The organism is Candidatus Saccharibacteria bacterium, assembly GCA_016789455.1.
Taxonomy (GTDB): Bacteria; Patescibacteriota; Saccharimonadia; order Saccharimonadales; family Saccharimonadaceae; genus CAIJKY01.
Map to the genome: position 1 here is coordinate 165,606 of JAEUQU010000002.1, position 17,815 is coordinate 183,420.

Here is a 17,815-nt window from a genome sequence, read left to right on the forward strand (position 1 = left end):
GAGATGTATGCTTAAGCCGACCGTAGAGATAGCGTGTGCAAATGGTAACCTGGCTGACCTTAGCTCGTTCAAAGCAAAAGTGGGAAGTCTGTGGCGCAGCCGGGATGAGTTGGGAGAGTTCGCAGATGCAACCGGATATGTCGGATATGAGATACATCCGGTGCGTGATCGTTTTTTGGCAAGCGTCCTGGGCAGGGGCGCTATCGCAGCTTTCTTGCAGCTGCCGTGTGACGATGAGCTGGTAGTGTCGACCCACCAGTCTTTTACAGACAGCCGCTCGCCACTCGTCGAACGCCTGGCAATGCCACCTGAAATGTCGTCTCTGAAGACTCTGCGCCGTCTGGAGCGTGCTGTCGGCCGGCCGCTTGACATGGTCGTCTATCCTGAAGCTCTCGCGCCAGGGGAAAAGTTTACCGATCAGAACTCAACATCGGCACGGCGTGGCGCTCAGCCCCGGCCGGAGTTGTGGAGACGGTTTGGCATTACCAGTCCTGATCATGAGATGCAGGTATTGAGCGAAGCCGGGGTGACGCATCTTCTGCCCGACACGTTCCATGATCGCCAGGATGCAGTTGATGCCCCTGGACTTTACCTGCCCGGCTGGGAGGGGCGCTGGCCTAAGATGGCGGCCGCTGGCCAGGTGTACGAGGTGCATTTTGCAGTCGGGCGAACCGACATGGCGGAAAATGGCAGTCAGATAAGTCCTGAGCACTTCGCCATCACCAACAAGGAACTGCAGGCTGCGATTGCTGATGAGCCGGAACCGCTGACGCGCACTGAGGCCTGGGACATGTTGCTGAGCGTCGTCGAGAGCACTAGCGAGCCGGAACTGCGCATCGTCACCGAAGTGCCCTTGGCGGCCATCGTAGCGCAGTCGATGGGTTATCTGGCAGCCCATGCCCATATGGTCAATAACCTGGCTGTCAACCTTGCCCCGTACGCTACGGTTACTACTAGGCAATAACACTTTAGACGTCCGGACAAAAACAGTGTAAAATAGAACGGATGCCTGAGAATATTGTGGTTCGCGGAGCCCGCGAAAATAATCTTAAAGATATAGATGTGGAAATTCCACGTGACAAACTGGTGGTAATTACCGGTTTGTCGGGGTCGGGAAAGTCAAGCCTGGCCTTTGATACTATTTATGCCGAAGGACAACGGCGGTACGTCGAGAGCCTGAGCAGCTATGCCCGGCAGTTCCTCGGCCTGATGGAAAAGCCGGATGTCGACCAGATTGACGGCCTGAGTCCGGCCATTTCCATCGACCAGAAATCAACCAGCCGCAACCCGCGCTCGACCGTGGCAACCGTCACGGAAATTTATGATTACCTGCGCCTGCTGTTTGCGCGCATTGGCGTGCCGCACTGCCCGATTGATGGCAAGCCGGTCGAGCGCCGGACGCCGGAATCAATCGTTGACAGCATAATCGGCTGCCCTGACGGCACGCGCCTGATGATCCTGGCGCCGATTATCAACGACAAGAAGGGTGAGTTCAGTCATGTCCCCGAGCAGTACCAGCGCGCCGGTTTTGCCCGCGCCCGCGTGGACGGCGTCGTCTACAGCCTGGACGAATGGCCGGAGCTTGATAAAAAATACAAGCACAGCATTGAAATTGTCGTTGACCGTATCGCTACCAGCCAGGAAAATGCCGGCCGCGTCAGCCAATCGGTGGAACAGGCGCTGCAGATTGCTGATGGCGTGGTAATGGTACAGAACGCCGACACGGGTGACATGAACACCTACAGCCAGCGCTACGCCTGTGTCGACCACCCCGACATCGCCATTCCGGAATTGGCACCCCGCCTGTTCAGCTTCAACTCACCGCACGGTGCCTGCCCGGTCTGTACCGGCCTCGGCAACCGTCTTGAAGTCGACCCGGAGCTGGTCTTTAACGCCGGCCTGACCATCGCCGAGGGCGCCATCCGGCCGTTCAACCGCGTCAATACCGACGCCTGGTATATGAAGAAACTGGCTGCCGTCGGCGAGAGCCACGGCTTCAGCCTGCATGTACCGGTGCGCGACCTTGATGACGAAGCCCGCGAAAAAATCCTGTACGGCACCGGCCGCCAGGCCTACAGCGTCCAGCTGGGCAACGGCCGTTATTTTGACACTACCTACGAAGGCGTCATTCCCAACCTCGAGCGCCGCCACAAAGAGACCGACAGCGAATTCATGCGCCGCGACATCGAGCGCTTCATGCGCGAGCGCGAGTGCCACGTCTGCGACGGCAAGCGTCTCAAGCCCGAAGCGCTGGCAGTGACCGTCCACGGTTTTTCCATCATGGATGTCTGTTCGATGAGCGTTGATGACGCACTGGAGCTGTTTGAGGGCGGCCTGTCCATGACGGAGCAGGAGCGGTTCATTGCCAAGCAGATTCTGCGCGAAATCAATGCCCGCCTGGGCTTTATGAAGAACGTCGGCTTGAACTATCTGTCCTTGCTGCGGGCCGCCAACACTTTGTCCGGCGGCGAGGCGCAGCGCATCCGCCTGGCGACGCAGATCGGTTCTGGTCTGCAAGGTGTGCTGTATGTGCTTGATGAACCGTCGATCGGCCTGCACCAGCGCGATAACGACCGGCTGATTGATACCCTGAAGCACCTGCGCGACCTTGGCAACTCAGTCCTGGTGGTAGAGCACGACGAAGATACTATCCGCCAGGCCGACTACTTGCTGGACATCGGTCCGGGCGCCGGCGTGCACGGTGGCAACGTCATCGCGGCCGGAACGCCACAGGAGGTGGCCCGGCACAAGGACAGTATCACCGGCAAATACCTGAGCGGCAAAGAAGGCATTGCCGTGCCAAAGAAGCGCCGCCCGGGCAATGGCAAGACCATCGAGATCATCGGCGCCCGCGAGCATAACCTCAAGAACGTCTCCGTCTCATTCCCACTGGGCAAACTGACTGTCGTCAGCGGCGTCAGCGGCTCCGGTAAATCAACCCTGGTTAACGACATTCTGGCCAAAGAGCTGGCCGCCCGCCTGCACCGCGCCCAGGAAGTGGCCGGCAAGCACGATAGCATCCAGGGCATCGAGCAGCTCGACAAAGTCATCGTCATCGACCAGTCGCCAATCGGCCGCACGCCGCGCTCCAACCCGGCTACCTACACCGGCCTGTTCACGCCCATCCGCGACCTGTTTGCCAGCATGCCCGAAGCCAACATCCGCGGCTACAAGGCCGGCCGTTTCAGCTTTAACGTCAAGGGCGGCCGCTGCGAGAACTGCCAGGGTGATGGCGTCATCAAGATCGAGATGCACTTCTTGCCGGACGTCTACGTAACCTGCGAGGTCTGTCATGGCAAGCGCTATAACCGTGAAGCGCTGGAGATTCATTACAAGCAGAAGACCATTGCCGACGTCCTGGATATGACCGTCGAAGATGCCGCAAAGTTCTTTGAGAACCTGCCTGCGATCGCCCGCAAATTAGAGACCCTGGTAGAGGTGGGCTTGGGATACATCAAGCTTGGCCAGCCGGCCAACACCTTCAGCGGTGGCGAAGCGCAGCGCATCAAGCTGGCTACCGAACTGAGCCGCCGGGCTACCGGCAAGACGCTGTATATCCTTGACGAGCCGACCACCGGCCTGCACTCGGCGGATGTCAAAAAGCTGCTGCACGTCCTGCAGGCACTGGTTGATACCGGTAACAGCATGGTCATCATCGAGCACAACCTGGATGTGGTAAAGTCAGCCGACCACATCATCGACATGGGCCCAGAAGGTGGTGAAGGTGGCGGCACTGTCGTCGCTACCGGCACGCCTGAGGAAATCACCAAGGTGTCCGCTTCGTACACCGGCACATACCTGAAACCGCTGCTATAAGCACGTCGTGGCAGCAGACATCAATAAAAATAAAAAAGTGTTGACATATTTATGCAAGTATGCTATATTATTCATGCAGCACTGAGTGCTGTCTGCCCGCATGGGTGAGGAAGAACGAAAGGGGAGCCGTGGTGTACACCGCAGGCTTCATCCAACCCTAGTTCAACCCGGCCACTCGCCTTTGTTTCAGTCTTACGACTGGCATATGCGAGTACGAGAGGAGTGCACGTGCGACATCAATAGCCCTACGGGGCCATCTGCACACTGCAACACCCCACAACCGAATAACGGTGAACTACACCACCCGGCAGCCGGACGGCCAGCCATTGTGTAGCCACACAGGGAACCCACGGGCTTCGGCCGCTCTTCGCAGAATCCGACACGCTTCGGACAGACGAAGACCCGACCCGACCGGCTCGAGTTGAGCCTCCCATCGTGTCGGGCGTCCTCAGGGGCGCCCGACACGAGAACATATGAAATATATATGCGGCCTGGCCGTATTTTTTAATGTAGTGACAAGTGTCTGGGAGCTACTACTGTCTAGCGACGGCGCTTCAGTTTTGAGGTCAGCTGGGCGCGGCTCTTCTTATTGCTAAGCAGATGCGTCAGCGGTGACGCTACCGTAATCAGCATGGCCAGGCCGATGATCGGCAGGATGAAGTGATCAATCTCGATGCCGCGGCTCTCAAAGAACTCACCGGCGTAGTAGCCGAGGTACACCAGGCCGACAGCCCACAGCAAGCCGCCGATGACGTTGAACGCCAGGAAGCGGGAGTAATTCATGCGGCCGACGCCGGCGACGACAGGCGCGAACGTACGCACGACCGGCACGAACCGCGCCAGGACAATGGTGATGGCACCGTATTTTTCATAAAACTTCTCGGCGCGCTCGATATATTCGCGGTGAAAGAACAGCGAGTCTTCCTTGCGGAAGATACGCGGTCCGACGCGCTTGCCAAAGGCGTAGCCGACGCTGTCGCCGACGACGGCCGAAAGGAACAGCAGCCCGGCCAGCATCTCGACGCTGACGCCCAGCACGCCCTGATGGGCCAGGAAGCCGGCAGTAAATAAGAGGGTGTCGCCCGGCAAAAAGAAGCCGAGCAGGATGCCGGATTCGGCGAATACGATAGCCATCAGGCCAAAGATGCCAACGGCACGGATAAGTTCAGTAAGTTCTACACCTGGTAACATATAGGGTCATTCTACTCTGTTGCTGATTAAACAGCAAGGGTAAGTGCTATGAGTAATATAAGTGGTAGGGGCGATGGGAAGGCCGCGCGAGGCGACCCTCCCATCATTGTCCGCTCAGCCGAGGCACCTGTCGACGACCCGCTGGTTGAGGACGAAGCGTGCTCCGACGTAGCCGACGCGGGGTGCCGCTTCGGTGGTCCGGATCTTGAACAGCCGGCCGGCGGTCGTGTCGGTCCAGCAGATCATGTCCACCGGCGTGTTCGAGTCGACGCTGTCGTACTCCGGCCCGGTGGTCGGTCCCGGGTAGAGCATGACCGCATCCGCCGTGCCGCCGTCGGGTGTGACGATGAAGCTCTGGCCGGTGTTGGCCGGCTTGTCCGGCGTGTAGTGCTCGATGCCCTGCAGCAATGCGATGAACGACAGCAGGATCGTGATGATGACAAGCAGGATGGTGCGGATCATCTGACTCCTCTGACTCGTGCGGAGGTAAATATGGATGGCCTGGTGGGGCCGCACCGTCACGGCACGGCCCCACCAGTCTTACGGTGATACCCCATTCGGACAGGGGCCGACTTTCATCGGGTTGAGAATACTGTCCTCGGGCATGTACCCCCGTTGCCTTGGATCATCCGTGACCCGAAGGCGGTACCACACCTCTCCACTGGCGACGCGGACGGTCTTGCAGATGAGCGTGACCTCCGTCTCGCCGTCGAGGGTGGCAATGGCGGTCTCAGGATTCGGCTGCTGAAACAACCGGACAAAGCCGGTCAGGCTGCTTGGACCTGATACTGCCACGGTAGTTCCGGCGGGTTCACTGCCTTGGTTGACGAGCTGCTGGAGGAGGAGGGTCTGATAGATCATCAGACCGACTACAGCCAGTAGCGCGATCGACTCAGGGTTGACCCAGCTTCGCAAGGCACTGTGTCGTGGGGACACGACTTCTCCTTAGCTCCGGAACCTAAAACGGGCGTCTGCCCAACTATTGATTATACCATACACCCAAAAAATGCAAGTGTCAAGGCCGCCGGCCACCGTTGTCGCCGGCATGCTATACTGGTAATTGCCAGTCATTCCGTTTTATTACCTAATACCGAGGAGGGTTACTCGATATGAGCCATGAAAACGTCGTATTAAGCGTAGAGCACCGCGACCCGGCGGCCGCCAGCGCAAAACATCTATTACAACAGGGAACCGTGCCGGGAGTCGTCTATGACCACGGCAAGACCAGTCATGTGCAGGTCAATGACTTTGATCTGCTGAAAGCACTCCGCATCGTCGGCCGGTCCCAACCGCTGGAGATTGATGTCGACGGCAAGAAGCACCTGGCGATGATCAAGCAGGTCGACCGCCACCCCGTGCGCCACACTTTCCGCCACGTCGCCTTCCAAGCTGTCCGTGCCGGTGAGAAGGTGACGGCCAGCGTACCGATCGAACTGCAGTTCGATGAAGGTAATGATGCCTCTCCGGCCGAGCGTGCCGGTTTGATCGTGCTGCGCGCCGTGGAGGCCGTCGAGGTCAAAGCCAAGGCGACCGAGCTGCCGGAAGCCCTATACGTCAACGGCGAGAAGCTGGTGGCCGCGGGCGACCAGCTGACCCTGGGCGACATTACGCTGCCGCGTGGCGTGGAGTTTGCCGACCATGAAGCCGATATGGGTCTGACCATCGCCAGCGCCTACGAGCCAAGCGCCGTGGCTGCTGCCAATGATGCCGCCGGCGGCGAGGAGGATGCTGACGCTGAAAGCGTGGAAGCCGAGAACGGCAGCGACACCGCCGAAGAAGCCAAGACCGAGACCAAATAACTTAGTCTTCGATAAACCCGCCCGACTGATGGGCCCACAGCGTGGCGTACGTGCCACGCTGTTTTAGTAGCTGTTCATGACTGCCGTCTTCGATGATGCTGCCGTTTTCCAGCACCAGGATCCGGTCCAGCCCGGCAATGGTTGATAAGCGGTGGGCGATGACGATGGTAGTGCGGCCACGCATCAGTTCATGCAGGGCGTCCTGGATGAGGCGTTCGCTCTCGCTATCCAGGGCGGAGGTGGCCTCGTCGAGTACCAGTACCGGCGCGTCTTTGAGGATGGCCCGGGCGATGGCGATGCGCTGCCGCTGGCCGCCGCTCAGCTTGACGCCGCGTTCGCCGACGATGGTGGCAAAACCTTGTGGGAGCTGTTCAATGAACTCCAGGGCATTGGCCTTGCGTGCGGCCTCGCGGATCTGTTTGGTGCTGGCGCCGGGCTTGCCGTAGGCGATGTTGTCGCGCAGGCTGCGGTGGAACAAAAGTGGCTCCTGGGGCACGTAGGCGATATGCTCCCGCAGTGAGACCTGGGTAATGTCACGCAGGTCGCGGCCGCCCAGGCGGATGGCCCCGTCGGTGACATCGGCAAAACGCAGCAGCAGGCGGGTGATCGTCGATTTGCCAGCGCCGGAATGTCCGACCAGGCCGACTTTCTGGCCGGCTGGGATTGTCAGGTTGGTGGCGCGCAGCACGTCTTCGGTGTCGGCTTCGTAGCGGTAGGCGACATCTGCAAACTCAATGACCGGCTCAAATGAGCCTAAGGTACGGGCGCCGGGGCGGTCGGTGACGACATCGGGCTTTTGGAGATGCTCGGTCATCGGGGCGGCCTCCAACAGGTGCTGGTCGTAACCGTTGAGGATTTCGCCGAGCGTGAAGATCTGGCTGGCGATGCGCTGCAGGTAAGTCAGGGTAAAGATGACCGTTTCGATATTCATCTGCCCCTGGAAATACAGGTTGGCACAGTAACTGATGGCGATGATCTGGGCGGTCACCATCAGCAGCAGCCGCAGCGAGCCTTCCGTCGACAGCAGGTTGAAATCTTTGACGTAGACCGAACGGTAGGCCAGATTGGCGGCGTGCAGCTCTTTCTCCTCGGCATCCTCACGGGCGAAGGTCTTGACGGCCAGGCTGTTGCTGATAGCATCGGCCACCTTGCCATGAATCTCCGATTGCATCTTCTTGCGGGCCTGACGCAGCGGCCGGCGGATATTAAGGCTGATACGCACCTGCACCAGCAGGGCGGCAATCAGCAGCAGGATGATGCCGGCCAGCATCAGCGACTGGGTGGCTACCAATGTCAGGCCGGTCACGACCGAGATGGTGAAGCCGAGCGTCCTGATGATCAGCAGGTCCTGCAGGCCGACGTGGCTGCGGATGAAGCCGATGAAGTTACTGGTCAGCGAGCCGACCTTCTCATTGGCAAAGAAGGCGGCATCTTTGTTGATGAGGCGATGGAAGATGTTGTTCGACAGGTCGACCCGCACGTCAGCCTCATGATGCACCAGCGCTTTGAAGCCGATGAAATTCAGGAGGAAGCCGCCGATGCCGATGCCACCCGCGATCCACAGGAAATGGTTGACGTCGGCCTGCCGGCCGGCAGACAGCGCGCCGATGGCCTGGCTGAAGTAATACGGCAGTAGCGTATCCAGCAGCAGCGAGGCGGCGGGCACGGCGATCAGGGCCAGGAAGAAACTGGTCTTATGCCGGCGGATAGACTGCCAGTAGAGCTGGAGGGTGCGGCGGTTCGTGCCCACGTGGTACCTTTCTGTTTGCAATATCAAAACACTATATTACATCATGTATAGTGTACGTCGCAACTGTGGCGGTGGCTGTCTAGTTGTCGACGGTCTGGTTGAAGTCAAGCGTATAGACGATCCGGTTGACGGTAGTGTCAAAGCGCACGCGGCCGCAGTTGACGTTGCCGTCGTCGATGGTGGCGTCAACGATCGGTGGAATCTTGGTGTTAGTAACGTTGTTGACGTAGATGTTGACACCGTTTGAGTTGGTCGGCGAGCAGGTATTGGCGAAAATATCGTTGTCGTTGTCGTACTGCCAGATGATGTTGGAGCCGGCTTGGGTGGGGCGGGGCCAGTCGTTCATGAAAGGGCGCAGCTGTGTGATGGTGAAGAGCGACGGGTTGGCGGTGCCGGTGAATTCGGTGTCAAGCCACCAGTTGGCACGGTTATTCTCTGAGGCCATGTTGGCAAAGGAGCGCTCGGTCTTCTTGATGGCATCGGCGATGGCCGTGGCGGCCGCCCGTTCCTGGCTACCGCTATAAGCGGTATACGAGATGGCGGCCAGGATGCCGATGACAATAAGGGTGATCATCAGTTCGACGATGGTAAAGCCATGTGTACGGTGCCGCATATGCCTCAGATTGTAGCACGAAAAACATAAGCGGCATAGGCGCTGACGGTTGCCGGCACTGTGTAAAGATAGTATAATTAACCCTGTTTTATGTCTCATCCGACCAGTAAGATCATCCTCTATTACATCTTTACGCCGCTGCACGACCCGGAAGCTATCCGCCTGTGGCAGCGCGGTCTTTGCGCACGGCTCGGCCTGAAGGGGCGCATCCTGATTTCGCCGCACGGCCTCAACGGTACGGTCGGCGGCCGGGTCGAAGACGTCAAGGCTTATGTCAAGGAAACGCGCGAGTATGCGCCGTTCAAGAATATCCACTTCAAATGGAGTGATGGCGGCGCGGATGATTTTCCGCGGCTCAGCGTCAAGGTGCGGCCGGAGATCGTCGCCTTTGACGCGGCGGACGAACTGCGGGTGGATGAGCGCGGTGTCGTCGGCGGCGGCATCCATCTTAAGCCGGAGCAGGTGCATACGCTGGTAGGGGAACGTGGCGACGACGTCGTTTTCTTTGACGGGCGCAATGCCCATGAAGCCGCCATCGGCAAGTTCCGCGGTGCCGTCGTGCCGGATACGCACACCTCGCGCGACTTTATCAGAGAACTGGAAAGCGGCAAGTACGACGAGCTGAAGAAAAAGCCGGTCGTCACCTATTGTACCGGTGGTATCCGCTGCGAAATCCTCAGCAGCCTGATGAAGAACCGCGGCTTCGAAGAGGTGTATCAGCTTGACGGCGGCATCGTCACCTATGGCGAGAAGTATGGTGACGATGGCCTGTGGGAAGGCAGTCTGCGCGTTTTTGACGACCGTATGACTGTCGATTTCAGCGACCACGCCGCGGTCATCGGGGAGTGCAGCCATTGCAAGGGCAAGACCAGTAATTACGAGAACTGTGCTTTGTCCAGCTGCAATGACCTGGTGCTTATCTGTGCCGATTGCAAGGCTGATCCAGCCCGGTTGTACCATACTGATGCCTGCCGGGAAGCGGCGGGCAAATCAGCTGTAGCCTAAGCGCGCCCGCTATTGCTTTTATTTCTATTTTATGCTATAATGAAGAGGTACACCGAATAGTGATGCCGGTCTCCGGCGTCACCGAACAGAGGAGTATCAATGTCCGTTTCGGACAGCATCATCAAGGACGAGGGCACTGACGGCCGGGTTCCGGACACCGTCGAGCAGCCCGGGGACTTCGCCCGGCTGCTCGACGACCAGGTGATCCGGACGCTGGTCGTCACCTCGTTCGTCACCGAGCCCGGCGTGGCGGCGTTCATGGACGTCGCCGGCACCGAGGACGCCCACGACGCGATCACCTGGCTCTACCGCGCGCTGCGGGGTGCCTTTCTCTACCCGGAGAAGGACTACCGTGGTGAACTCGCCCGCGCCATCCAGCGCGTGGCGGCCTGTCACGGCTCGCACGCGACGACGGTCCAGGCCATCTGGCGGTCGTTCACCATCTGGCCGATGGTGGCCGCGGCGCACCTGCCGGGTGCCCCGCAGCTGCCCGACTTCACCCGCAAGGCGTGGATGGAGGCGGCCATCGCCCTGGGCGAGCGCATGGGGCTGGACGACATCTGGTGCTACCAGCGCGACGGCGGTCGCGGCCTGGAAGTGCAGGAGCGACAGGCCCTCAACGGCCGGTCGGTGTCGCCCATCACGGCGGCGCATGTGCGCCACCTGCTGCATCGCTTCAGCACGGTGTCCGACGGCGGCGAACAGCCGGCCGGCCGGGACATGCTGACGCTGCTGGGGGCGATCTGCTGGATCATGCCCCCGGTGCTGTCCGCCCAGCTGCTGCCCGGTGCGCTCAACCGCCCGATCACCGGCGTCGCCTGACCGGCACTGCCCGGGGCCGTCCCGACCGAGCTGCGTGCTCGGCGGGGCGGCCCCGTTCCACTGTATCCGTTCGCGAGGTTTCACGGAGGGGTTATGTTTTACGTCAACTCAGTGGCAGGCAATGCGGCCGCCCGCGGTCCGATGCTTGCCGCGTTGCTGTGTGTTCCGGCGGTGCGCACGCGTCTGTCGGAGCTGGGGCTGGACGAGATGTCCGGCCCCGTGACGCGGTTCTTCGAGGCCTACGGCAGCTTCATGGCCGGGCCGCTGTGCAACATCGGCCGGGTGCGCCAGGCCTTCGCCGATCTGGGGCTGACCGGCCCGGACGACATCGCCTTGGCCTGGCGGCTGATGACGGCACTCATGCCGCGTTGCCTCCGGCAGCACCAGTGCACCTCCGATGAAGAGTGGGAGGCTTGGGCGCAGCGCTCTATGGAACTGCGGCGCGTGCTGTTGCGGTCGGATGAAGCGCTGGGCCTGGCTGGTCTCGACCAGCTGGTCCAGGACATCGGCCAGTGGCTGGAGACCGCCGATCTGGGTGGCTTCGAGGGTGTCGTCGCCTTCCGCTACCTGTCGCGCCGGCTGGGTCCGGACCAGCAGTACCTGCTGGACGAGCTGAGCCGGCTCTACCCGGCGTCACTGCGCGAGCAGTGCCTGGTGACGACGACGGCACGCCGGCTGGTGCCGGCCTGAGGCTACGGGCGTCACCCCATCGGATACGGTCCGGTGGGGTGACGCCTCTTTTCATGTTAAAAAGTTTATAGCACCTCTGATGGGCCGGCGTTATCCTAAGGCGAAGATAATCAAGGAGATGCAGTCATGGGACCACGCAGCGGAGAGCGGCCATTCACACCCCCGGAAGCCAAGGCGCCATTGGATACGCCAGCCGTCGATGCCATCCAATTGGCCAGGGACGTACTGGCACTGGTGGCGCCCGGGTATATGCAGCGGCAGCGCCGTCACCAGCAGAACCTGAAGAAGCGCGAGAAAGTCAGTATCTGGTCTTCATGGCCAAGCTAGCTGTGAGATACTTCATTGTCCGGCCCCTTACGATTACTTACCATATGCTGGCAACAACAGAGAGGAGGCAGACCCGATGGGATTTGATTTAGGTGGCATAGCCGACAAGATGAGTGACGCAGGCAAGTTCAAGGAAGTCTGGGATACCATGCAAGAAAAAAACTGGGGCGGGCTGATCGAGTCGATCCAAAAAGTCCGGGGAGAAAAAGGTGATGACGAGATGCTCGACAAAGCAGAAGAAAGGGCCCGGCAGGCCCAAGCCGAAGGCAAGGAGTTTCCCGGCAGCCCTGGCGATTTTCTTGCAATGATCAAGCAGTGATTCCCGGCAGTATCGCCACATGTAACCACTATGCAAAGCGCCCCCGTCCGGAGGCGCTTGCTTCGTGCAGGCGTCAGCTCCTTTCGGGGGCGAGGTCGATGACCGTACCGGTGAGGTTGTCGCCATCGCCGAAGCAATGGGTGACGGTGCGGCTGGGTACGTCGACGGTGATGGTGGTGCTGTGGTTGCCGTGCTTCACGGCTGCCGCGGGGAAGACGAAGATCAGCCAGAAGGAGCTCAGGCTCAGCGGCGCCGCTTGCGGGTCGACGCGGGCCAGGTCCATGCCGGCACCCTGGGTGACGATGTGCGTCAGTACCTGCCGTGCCAGCTCGGGGCGCAGCTTGTCGATCACCAGCCGGATCTGTTCATCATCCAGGATGGGGATGTCGAGCCGCAGGTACACCTCGAAATCGTGGCCCTCCTGCCGCTGCTTCCTGAACAGTTCCGCCGGGAGACCGTGCGGCAGCATGCCGTCGTAGCAGCCCAGGCCGATGGCGGCCAGCGCCGTGTTCAGCATGGCCGGCAGGTCGGCGCCCAGCTGGCTGCCGTACTGCAGCCGCAGGCTGTCGAGCTCCATGGCACCGGACACACCAGGGTCGATGCGCCGGATGCTCAGCTGGTTGTTGGACACAGGTCCTCCTTAGAACCTCGTACGCTGCCCGGTCAGTACTCGGGGCTGAATAAACTATATAACATATTGTTTAATAGTCAATAAAAAAGAGGGCGGCGCGGTCGAACCTTCTGTCATGTTTAGCGACAAACAGTAACGATGTATAGTCTAAATGACGGGCAGGGCCGTTACAGTACGAAATTTCACACACAAGCGCGGTACTTTGGTATCTCGGGGCTATCGGTTGCGGATCGATACTACATAATGCTAATGCCAAGTTTGCTATACTATATTCGTTATGAAAAAGACAATGAAGAAATCGGTGCCGCACAGCACCGAACAACCGAGGCGCCGCTGGTGGCTGCGCCTAGCGGTCTTCATCGTTATCGTGCTGAGTGCAGGGGCGCTGTTTGCGGCCGTTGCCGAGTATGTCGAGCGCGCCAGTGCCAAGCCACCGGGCAGCATGATTGCCCTGCAGGACAAATCAATCCATCTTGACTGCGAGGGCTCCGCGCGGGCAAAAGGGGCGCCGACGGTAATCCTGGAGGCAGCTTCCGGCGGCATGGCCGCATCATGGGGCTGGGTGCAGGCGGCGATTGCCAAGGAATTCCGCGTCTGTGCCTACGACCGGTCCGGCCGGGGCTATAGCACGGGAGAGAGCCGTGGCCTCGACGCCGAACAGGTGGCGGCCGACCTGCATGCCGTCCTGCAGAAAGCGGCGATAGGCGGCCCGTATGTGCTAGTGGGGCATTCCATCGGCGGGCTATATGCCCGGACATACCAGGCGCGCTATCCGGCAGAGGTAAAAGCGATAGTACTGCTTGACGCCTCCCACCCCGACCAGTTGGCGCGGGTGGACGGCGTAGCACAGCGTATCCAGCAGACCAGCTCGGAATATACCATGCTGTCGTATGCGGCGCAGTTGGGCATACTGCGGACGTACATCGGACTCGGTGGTCAGATGGACTTTGACGGCCTGCCGGCGGCCCAGCGCCGCGACATGGCTATGTTCTGGTCGCGCGGCAGCCATTTTGTCAGTATGCGCGATGAGAATGAGCAGCTGATGCGCATTTACGCCCAGACCGCCAAGCTGGACGGACTGGGAAGTTTGCCGCTACGGGTCATCTCGGCCGAAAAGGCGATCAATCCGGAGTGGGAGATGCTGCAGCGCGACCAGCTGAACCTGTCGACGGATAGCGGCCGGACGGTCATCGCCGGCAGTGATCATATGTCGCTGGTGTTCAACCGCGACCACGCGGGGCAGGTGAGCAGGCAGATTATCGGTTTTATACAAGCAGTGCACTAGGAGTCTGAAAAGGAAAACGCCCCCGGCCAAGGGGGCGTTCCTTCACGCGGAAGGCTGCCCCCAGGCGAGGGCGTAGGTGTCATCGGGGACTCTCTGTTCATCAACCGGAAAATCACCGCCGCTGGTGATGATGATCCGGGTGGAGGGGTCGGCGATCACGGACGAATTTCCTTTCATGCTGAGGGAAACCGCGATGTCGCCACGCAGCTGCCAACTGCCAAGTCCGAGCGGGTGGAGCAGGTTCAGGTACTTGCAGAGCAGGCCCAGGCTGACCCTGGCCTCGTCAAACACCGGCAGTCTGTCCAGTAATGCTCTCTGGACAGAGACGTCAAGCATGACTACCGGCCGGCACACCTCGTCCTCACGGAAACGGGCAGGCTTTCGGACGATGCCACAGCAGATGGCGGTAACCGGGTAGCCCAGTACGGGCAGGTCGTCGGCGGTGCCCATCTGCAAGGCGTCCGACACGAGCCAGCGCAGCCGCTGTGACGGCAGTTCGTACAGCGCCCTGGCGGCCGTTCGGCGGCACTCGGTAAGCGTGGGGTTGCGATAGGCCATTCGGTAAGAAACAGTGCAGTTGAACAAACTGACACCCCCTTCATGTAGGCAGCTCCTAAAGAGCGGCAACAACGATGACGAACAAATTATACTCCCTTGTTGTAATTTCGCAATAGGTTGGCATTGCCCCCTGAAAGCAGGACACCCCCGAGGGGGCGCCCTGTGTGTTCAGGCGGCGCGCTCCCTTGCGGGGGTGGTGATGTCGTGCACGGCAGCGGAGTGGCGGCGTTCAGAAGACAGGAAGTACTTCTTCGTCCCGCCGTCGCTGATGGAAACGTCGCTGTTGACCACGGTCACGATGGGCGTGACGTTGTCCACCTGGATGGCGGCAGCTTCTTCGCTGTCGGCCAGGAGCTGCTCGACCGCGGTGGTCACCTCGTCCAGCAACACCCAGGGGTCGAGCTGACGCGTGTCGGCTTCGACGGTGACGGTGACGTGGACCTTCGGGTCGGTGAGCTGGGGGTGCGCCAGCGTGTTAGGCTGGTGCAGTGGCGTTGCCTCGACGGTGAGTTCCTGGCCGCCGACAGTACCGATGACGGCCAGGACACCCCGCTCCTTGACGACACGGGTAGCCACCGCGCCGACGACGAGGGAGAGACGGGCGCCGAACTGCTCGAGCGCCTCGGAATAGGTGGTCCCAGGAACCATCACGGAAGTGTTGCAGGTGAACATTGGTGCTCCATGGACGGGCTGTGCATCATCGCGATGACAGCATGGGCATGACTTATATATTATACAGCTTTTGTTTAAAAATGTAAATACTTAAATGAGACACCCCTACCGGAGCGCCTCGTCGGAGGGTCAGGTAGGGGTGGGGCCGTTTCTGCCGACGGCCTGGCCGTCCAGCAGTTGATCCTTGGAGTGGGTGATGACGCGGCGCTCCAGGTCCACGATCAGGCTGAAGGCATCTGCCAGCAGCACGCGCACCAGCATGACGGTCAGGCCCATCTCGGAGACGGCCCGGTGCTGGTGCAGCCAGTCGGTCAGCAGTCCGGCCAGCGTGAGTGTCAGCTGAGCCTCGTCGGTAATGCGCAGCTGGTCGCACTCCTTGGCGTTGGCTTCGAGGATGAAGCCGATCTGGGCATCGCCGTCCGGGACGTCATGGCCATGCTGGATGCCGATGGTCAGACCTTCATCCGCGAGGGAGATCTGCCGCCCGGCCGTTTCTGTCAGCGCCTGGCTTACGAGGCCCGGCAGGACGGTCTGCAGGACCTTGCCCGGGACGTGCCGCCTGGGATTGGTGAACAGCATGTCCAGCTCGCCGCCATCGGCGGTCTTCTCCTCGATCAGGACGGTCATTCCTGGCATGATGCGCTCCTTCTTCGTGCCGCCCCTTTGGGCGGCAGGGGACAGGTAAACGACACTGTTTTTATATAACAGCGCCGCCAGGATTGCAAACTGACGGTAGGAATATACTATAATAAAAACATATGCAAATTCCCGAAAAGGTCCAGGAGAAACTGAAACAGTTGCCGGCTGAGCCAGGCGTCTATTTCCATCGTTCAAAAAGCGGTGAGATCATCTATGTCGGGAAGGCAGCGGTTTTGCGTAACCGCGTACGGCAATATTTTCAGGACGCCCGGGTCAGCGACGCCAAGACTGATGCCCTGGTAGCCGAAATTGCAGATGTAGAATGGACTACCACCGAGACCGAGCTTGACGCCCTGTTCCTGGAAAGCGAGATGATCAAGCGCTATAAGCCGCGGTACAACATCCTGCTGCGGGATGATAAGAGCCAGACCTTCATCCGCATCGATATGCTCAACCCGTATCCCTATGTCTGTTTTACGCGCAGCCCGATGGATGACGGTGCCGAATATTTCGGGCCGTACTACAACGCCAGTACGATCAAGAAGGCGCTGCGGCATCTGCGCAAGGTCTTCCCGTATTCCACGCATGAGAACATGCCGGCCCGCGTCTGCCTGCAGTACCATCTGGGTCTCTGCCCGGGTGTTGAGGAGCAGAAAGTCAGCAGCGCCGATTACAAGCATGACCTGCGCCGGCTGATGCGCTATCTGCGCGGTGAACGCAAGGCCATCATCAGAGATATCGAGATTGATATGAAAAAGGCAGCCGCCGCCCACGATTTCGAGCAGGCTGCGGTGTTGCGCAATCAGCTGCGTGACCTGAAGGAACTGACCCGGCAAATTGTCTTCCGTGACCGGGAATTCATCGATATCAGCCGTGACCACGCCCTGACCGAGCTGAAGCTGCTGCTTGGCTTGGCGGAAGTGCCGCGCCGTATCGAGGGCTATGACATCAGCCATATGAGCGGCACCAACAATGTAGCCAGTATGGTAGTGGCCACGAACGGCCTGGCTGATAAATCCGAATACCGCAAATTCAAGATGCGCATCCCCGGCAATAACGACTTCGCCCATATGAACGAGGTGATCTGCCGCCGTTTCGCCCCTAAGCACGACAACTGGCCGCGGCCCGACCTGCTGCTGATCGATGGCGGCAAGGGTCAGCTGGGCGCAGCGCTCGATGCCCTGGAGGAGCGCGGCGTCAAGATTCCGGCGGTCGGACTGGCCAAGCGCGAGGAAGAGATAGTCGTGCACAAGACCCGCTCCGGCGTGACGGTCAGTATGGCGGCGCTTGAGCAGTGGCGCGAGACCTTTGTGACGGCCGATATCCCGTATATGTACGAATCAGAAGATTTCTACGTTATCCGCCTGCCCAAAAGCTCGCATACTATCAAGTTGCTGCAGCGTATCCGTGATGAAAGCCACCGCTTTGCCGTCAGTTATCACACCACGCTGAAGCGCAAAGGCCAGGTCAAGAGCAAGCTGGACGACATCCCTGGCGTCGGTCCGGCCACGCGCCGCAAGCTCATCCAGTCCTTCGGCAGTGGCCGCGGCGTGGAGCAGGCCAGCGAGTCGCAGCTGGTGGCGGTGATGGGCGATGCGCGGGGACGGACGATTTACCAGTGGCTGCATGGCAAACCGGACGAAGGCGTGGCCGAAGCGCAGCCGGACGAGCGCCGCCCGGAGTAGCCGAAGCCGGCTT

19 protein-coding genes are annotated in these 17,815 nt (G+C 60.1%); 10 read left to right on the forward strand and 9 right to left on the reverse strand.

Annotated elements, in window-relative coordinates; translation table 11 throughout:
• Positions 1-7 precede the first annotated feature (7 nt).
• Together JNJ66_01810 and uvrA are read left to right on the forward strand one after the other, a co-directional pair.
• Positions 8-964 (forward strand): hypothetical protein, encoded by a 957-nt coding sequence (locus JNJ66_01810; GenBank protein MBL8159171.1) that lies wholly within the window; start codon positions 8-10, stop codon positions 962-964.
• A gap of 41 nt (positions 965-1,005) precedes the next feature.
• Positions 1,006-3,816, forward strand: a complete 2,811-nt coding sequence (gene uvrA / locus JNJ66_01815; protein ID MBL8159172.1) for an excinuclease ABC subunit UvrA — start codon at positions 1,006-1,008, stop codon at positions 3,814-3,816.
• A 540-nt stretch (positions 3,817-4,356) separates the two neighbouring features.
• Here uvrA and JNJ66_01820 read toward each other — a convergent pair.
• From JNJ66_01820 to JNJ66_01830, 3 genes are all read right to left on the reverse strand, one after another.
• Positions 4,357-5,007, reverse strand: a complete 651-nt coding sequence (locus JNJ66_01820) for a DedA family protein (protein MBL8159173.1) — start codon at positions 5,005-5,007, stop codon at positions 4,357-4,359.
• Positions 5,008-5,121: 114 nt separating this feature from the next.
• A complete protein-coding gene (locus JNJ66_01825) occupies positions 5,122-5,469 on the reverse strand; it encodes a hypothetical protein (protein MBL8159174.1) in 348 nt (115 codons plus the stop codon).
• 78 nt (positions 5,470-5,547) lie between these two features.
• Entirely contained in the window at positions 5,548-5,943 is a 396-nt protein-coding gene (locus JNJ66_01830; protein MBL8159175.1) for a hypothetical protein, read from the reverse strand.
• Positions 5,944-6,116: 173 nt separating this feature from the next.
• Here JNJ66_01830 and JNJ66_01835 point away from each other — a divergent pair, with 173 nt between their 5' ends.
• Positions 6,117-6,806 (forward strand): 50S ribosomal protein L25, encoded by a 690-nt coding sequence (locus JNJ66_01835; protein ID MBL8159176.1) that lies wholly within the window; start codon positions 6,117-6,119, stop codon positions 6,804-6,806.
• Position 6,807: 1 nt separating this feature from the next.
• Here JNJ66_01835 and JNJ66_01840 read toward each other — a convergent pair whose 3' ends face one another.
• Both JNJ66_01840 and JNJ66_01845 read right to left on the reverse strand, forming a co-directional pair.
• The gene (locus JNJ66_01840; GenBank protein MBL8159177.1) at positions 6,808-8,556 is read right to left on the reverse strand and encodes an ABC transporter ATP-binding protein; all 1,749 of its coding nucleotides are present in this window, start codon (positions 8,554-8,556) and stop codon (positions 6,808-6,810) included.
• A 79-nt stretch (positions 8,557-8,635) separates the two neighbouring features.
• A complete protein-coding gene (locus JNJ66_01845; protein MBL8159178.1) occupies positions 8,636-9,169 on the reverse strand; it encodes a prepilin-type N-terminal cleavage/methylation domain-containing protein in 534 nt (177 codons plus the stop codon).
• Between the two features lie 90 nt (positions 9,170-9,259).
• Here JNJ66_01845 and JNJ66_01850 point away from each other — a divergent pair, with 90 nt between their 5' ends.
• From JNJ66_01850 to JNJ66_01870, 5 genes are all read left to right on the forward strand, one after another.
• Positions 9,260-10,174, forward strand: coding sequence for a rhodanese-related sulfurtransferase (locus tag JNJ66_01850; protein ID MBL8159179.1), 915 nt, complete (start codon positions 9,260-9,262; stop codon positions 10,172-10,174).
• A 99-nt stretch (positions 10,175-10,273) separates the two neighbouring features.
• Positions 10,274-10,996, forward strand: coding sequence for a hypothetical protein (locus tag JNJ66_01855; GenBank protein ID MBL8159180.1), 723 nt, complete (start codon positions 10,274-10,276; stop codon positions 10,994-10,996).
• 219 nt (positions 10,997-11,215) lie between these two features.
• Positions 11,216-11,686: a hypothetical protein gene (locus JNJ66_01860; GenBank protein MBL8159181.1), complete on the forward strand. Its 471-nt coding sequence runs from the start codon at positions 11,216-11,218 to the stop codon at positions 11,684-11,686.
• Between the two features lie 126 nt (positions 11,687-11,812).
• The gene (locus tag JNJ66_01865) at positions 11,813-12,013 is read left to right on the forward strand and encodes a hypothetical protein (GenBank protein ID MBL8159182.1); all 201 of its coding nucleotides are present in this window, start codon (positions 11,813-11,815) and stop codon (positions 12,011-12,013) included.
• A gap of 76 nt (positions 12,014-12,089) precedes the next feature.
• Positions 12,090-12,332, forward strand: coding sequence for a hypothetical protein (locus tag JNJ66_01870; GenBank protein MBL8159183.1), 243 nt, complete (start codon positions 12,090-12,092; stop codon positions 12,330-12,332).
• 73 nt (positions 12,333-12,405) lie between these two features.
• On the opposite strand, the gene JNJ66_01875 is transcribed toward JNJ66_01870, so the two are convergent.
• Positions 12,406-12,963: a hypothetical protein gene (locus tag JNJ66_01875; GenBank protein MBL8159184.1), complete on the reverse strand. Its 558-nt coding sequence runs from the start codon at positions 12,961-12,963 to the stop codon at positions 12,406-12,408.
• Between the two features lie 277 nt (positions 12,964-13,240).
• On the opposite strand from JNJ66_01875, the gene JNJ66_01880 reads away from it, so the two are divergent.
• The gene (locus tag JNJ66_01880) at positions 13,241-14,248 is read left to right on the forward strand and encodes an alpha/beta hydrolase (GenBank protein MBL8159185.1); all 1,008 of its coding nucleotides are present in this window, start codon (positions 13,241-13,243) and stop codon (positions 14,246-14,248) included.
• Between the two features lie 42 nt (positions 14,249-14,290).
• Here JNJ66_01880 and JNJ66_01885 read toward each other — a convergent pair whose 3' ends face one another.
• The 3 genes from JNJ66_01885 to JNJ66_01895 form a co-directional block, all read right to left on the reverse strand.
• The gene (locus JNJ66_01885; GenBank protein ID MBL8159186.1) at positions 14,291-14,806 is read right to left on the reverse strand and encodes a hypothetical protein; all 516 of its coding nucleotides are present in this window, start codon (positions 14,804-14,806) and stop codon (positions 14,291-14,293) included.
• A 168-nt stretch (positions 14,807-14,974) separates the two neighbouring features.
• Positions 14,975-15,478 (reverse strand): hypothetical protein, encoded by a 504-nt coding sequence (locus JNJ66_01890; GenBank protein ID MBL8159187.1) that lies wholly within the window; start codon positions 15,476-15,478, stop codon positions 14,975-14,977.
• A gap of 129 nt (positions 15,479-15,607) precedes the next feature.
• The gene (locus tag JNJ66_01895; GenBank protein MBL8159188.1) at positions 15,608-16,114 is read right to left on the reverse strand and encodes a hypothetical protein; all 507 of its coding nucleotides are present in this window, start codon (positions 16,112-16,114) and stop codon (positions 15,608-15,610) included.
• A gap of 128 nt (positions 16,115-16,242) precedes the next feature.
• Between JNJ66_01895 and JNJ66_01900 the strand changes: the two genes are divergently transcribed.
• Complete coding sequence (locus JNJ66_01900; protein ID MBL8159189.1) at positions 16,243-17,802, forward strand: excinuclease ABC subunit UvrC; 1,560 nt, start codon at positions 16,243-16,245, stop codon at positions 17,800-17,802.
• Positions 17,803-17,815 lie beyond the last annotated feature (13 nt).

Excerpts from the sequence above, each read along its gene's own strand:
- JNJ66_01810 (MBL8159171.1), top strand. The coding sequence starts at position 8 with ATGCTTAAGCCGACCGTAGAGATAGCGTGTGCAAATGGTAACCTGGCT.
- uvrA (MBL8159172.1), top strand. The coding sequence starts at position 1,006 with ATGCCTGAGAATATTGTGGTTCGCGGAGCCCGCGAAAATAATCTTAAA.
- JNJ66_01820 (MBL8159173.1), bottom strand. The coding sequence starts at position 5,007 with ATGTTACCAGGTGTAGAACTTACTGAACTTATCCGTGCCGTTGGCATC.
- JNJ66_01825 (MBL8159174.1), bottom strand. The coding sequence starts at position 5,469 with ATGATCCGCACCATCCTGCTTGTCATCATCACGATCCTGCTGTCGTTC.
- JNJ66_01835 (MBL8159176.1), top strand. The coding sequence starts at position 6,117 with ATGAGCCATGAAAACGTCGTATTAAGCGTAGAGCACCGCGACCCGGCG.
- JNJ66_01845 (MBL8159178.1), bottom strand. The coding sequence starts at position 9,169 with ATGCGGCACCGTACACATGGCTTTACCATCGTCGAACTGATGATCACC.
- JNJ66_01850 (MBL8159179.1), top strand. The coding sequence starts at position 9,260 with ATGTCTCATCCGACCAGTAAGATCATCCTCTATTACATCTTTACGCCG.
- JNJ66_01855 (MBL8159180.1), top strand. The coding sequence starts at position 10,274 with ATGTCCGTTTCGGACAGCATCATCAAGGACGAGGGCACTGACGGCCGG.
- JNJ66_01865 (MBL8159182.1), top strand. The coding sequence starts at position 11,813 with ATGGGACCACGCAGCGGAGAGCGGCCATTCACACCCCCGGAAGCCAAG.
- JNJ66_01870 (MBL8159183.1), top strand. The coding sequence starts at position 12,090 with ATGGGATTTGATTTAGGTGGCATAGCCGACAAGATGAGTGACGCAGGC.
- JNJ66_01880 (MBL8159185.1), top strand. The coding sequence starts at position 13,241 with ATGAAAAAGACAATGAAGAAATCGGTGCCGCACAGCACCGAACAACCG.
- JNJ66_01885 (MBL8159186.1), bottom strand. The coding sequence starts at position 14,806 with ATGGCCTATCGCAACCCCACGCTTACCGAGTGCCGCCGAACGGCCGCC.
- JNJ66_01890 (MBL8159187.1), bottom strand. The coding sequence starts at position 15,478 with ATGTTCACCTGCAACACTTCCGTGATGGTTCCTGGGACCACCTATTCC.
- JNJ66_01895 (MBL8159188.1), bottom strand. The coding sequence starts at position 16,114 with ATGCCAGGAATGACCGTCCTGATCGAGGAGAAGACCGCCGATGGCGGC.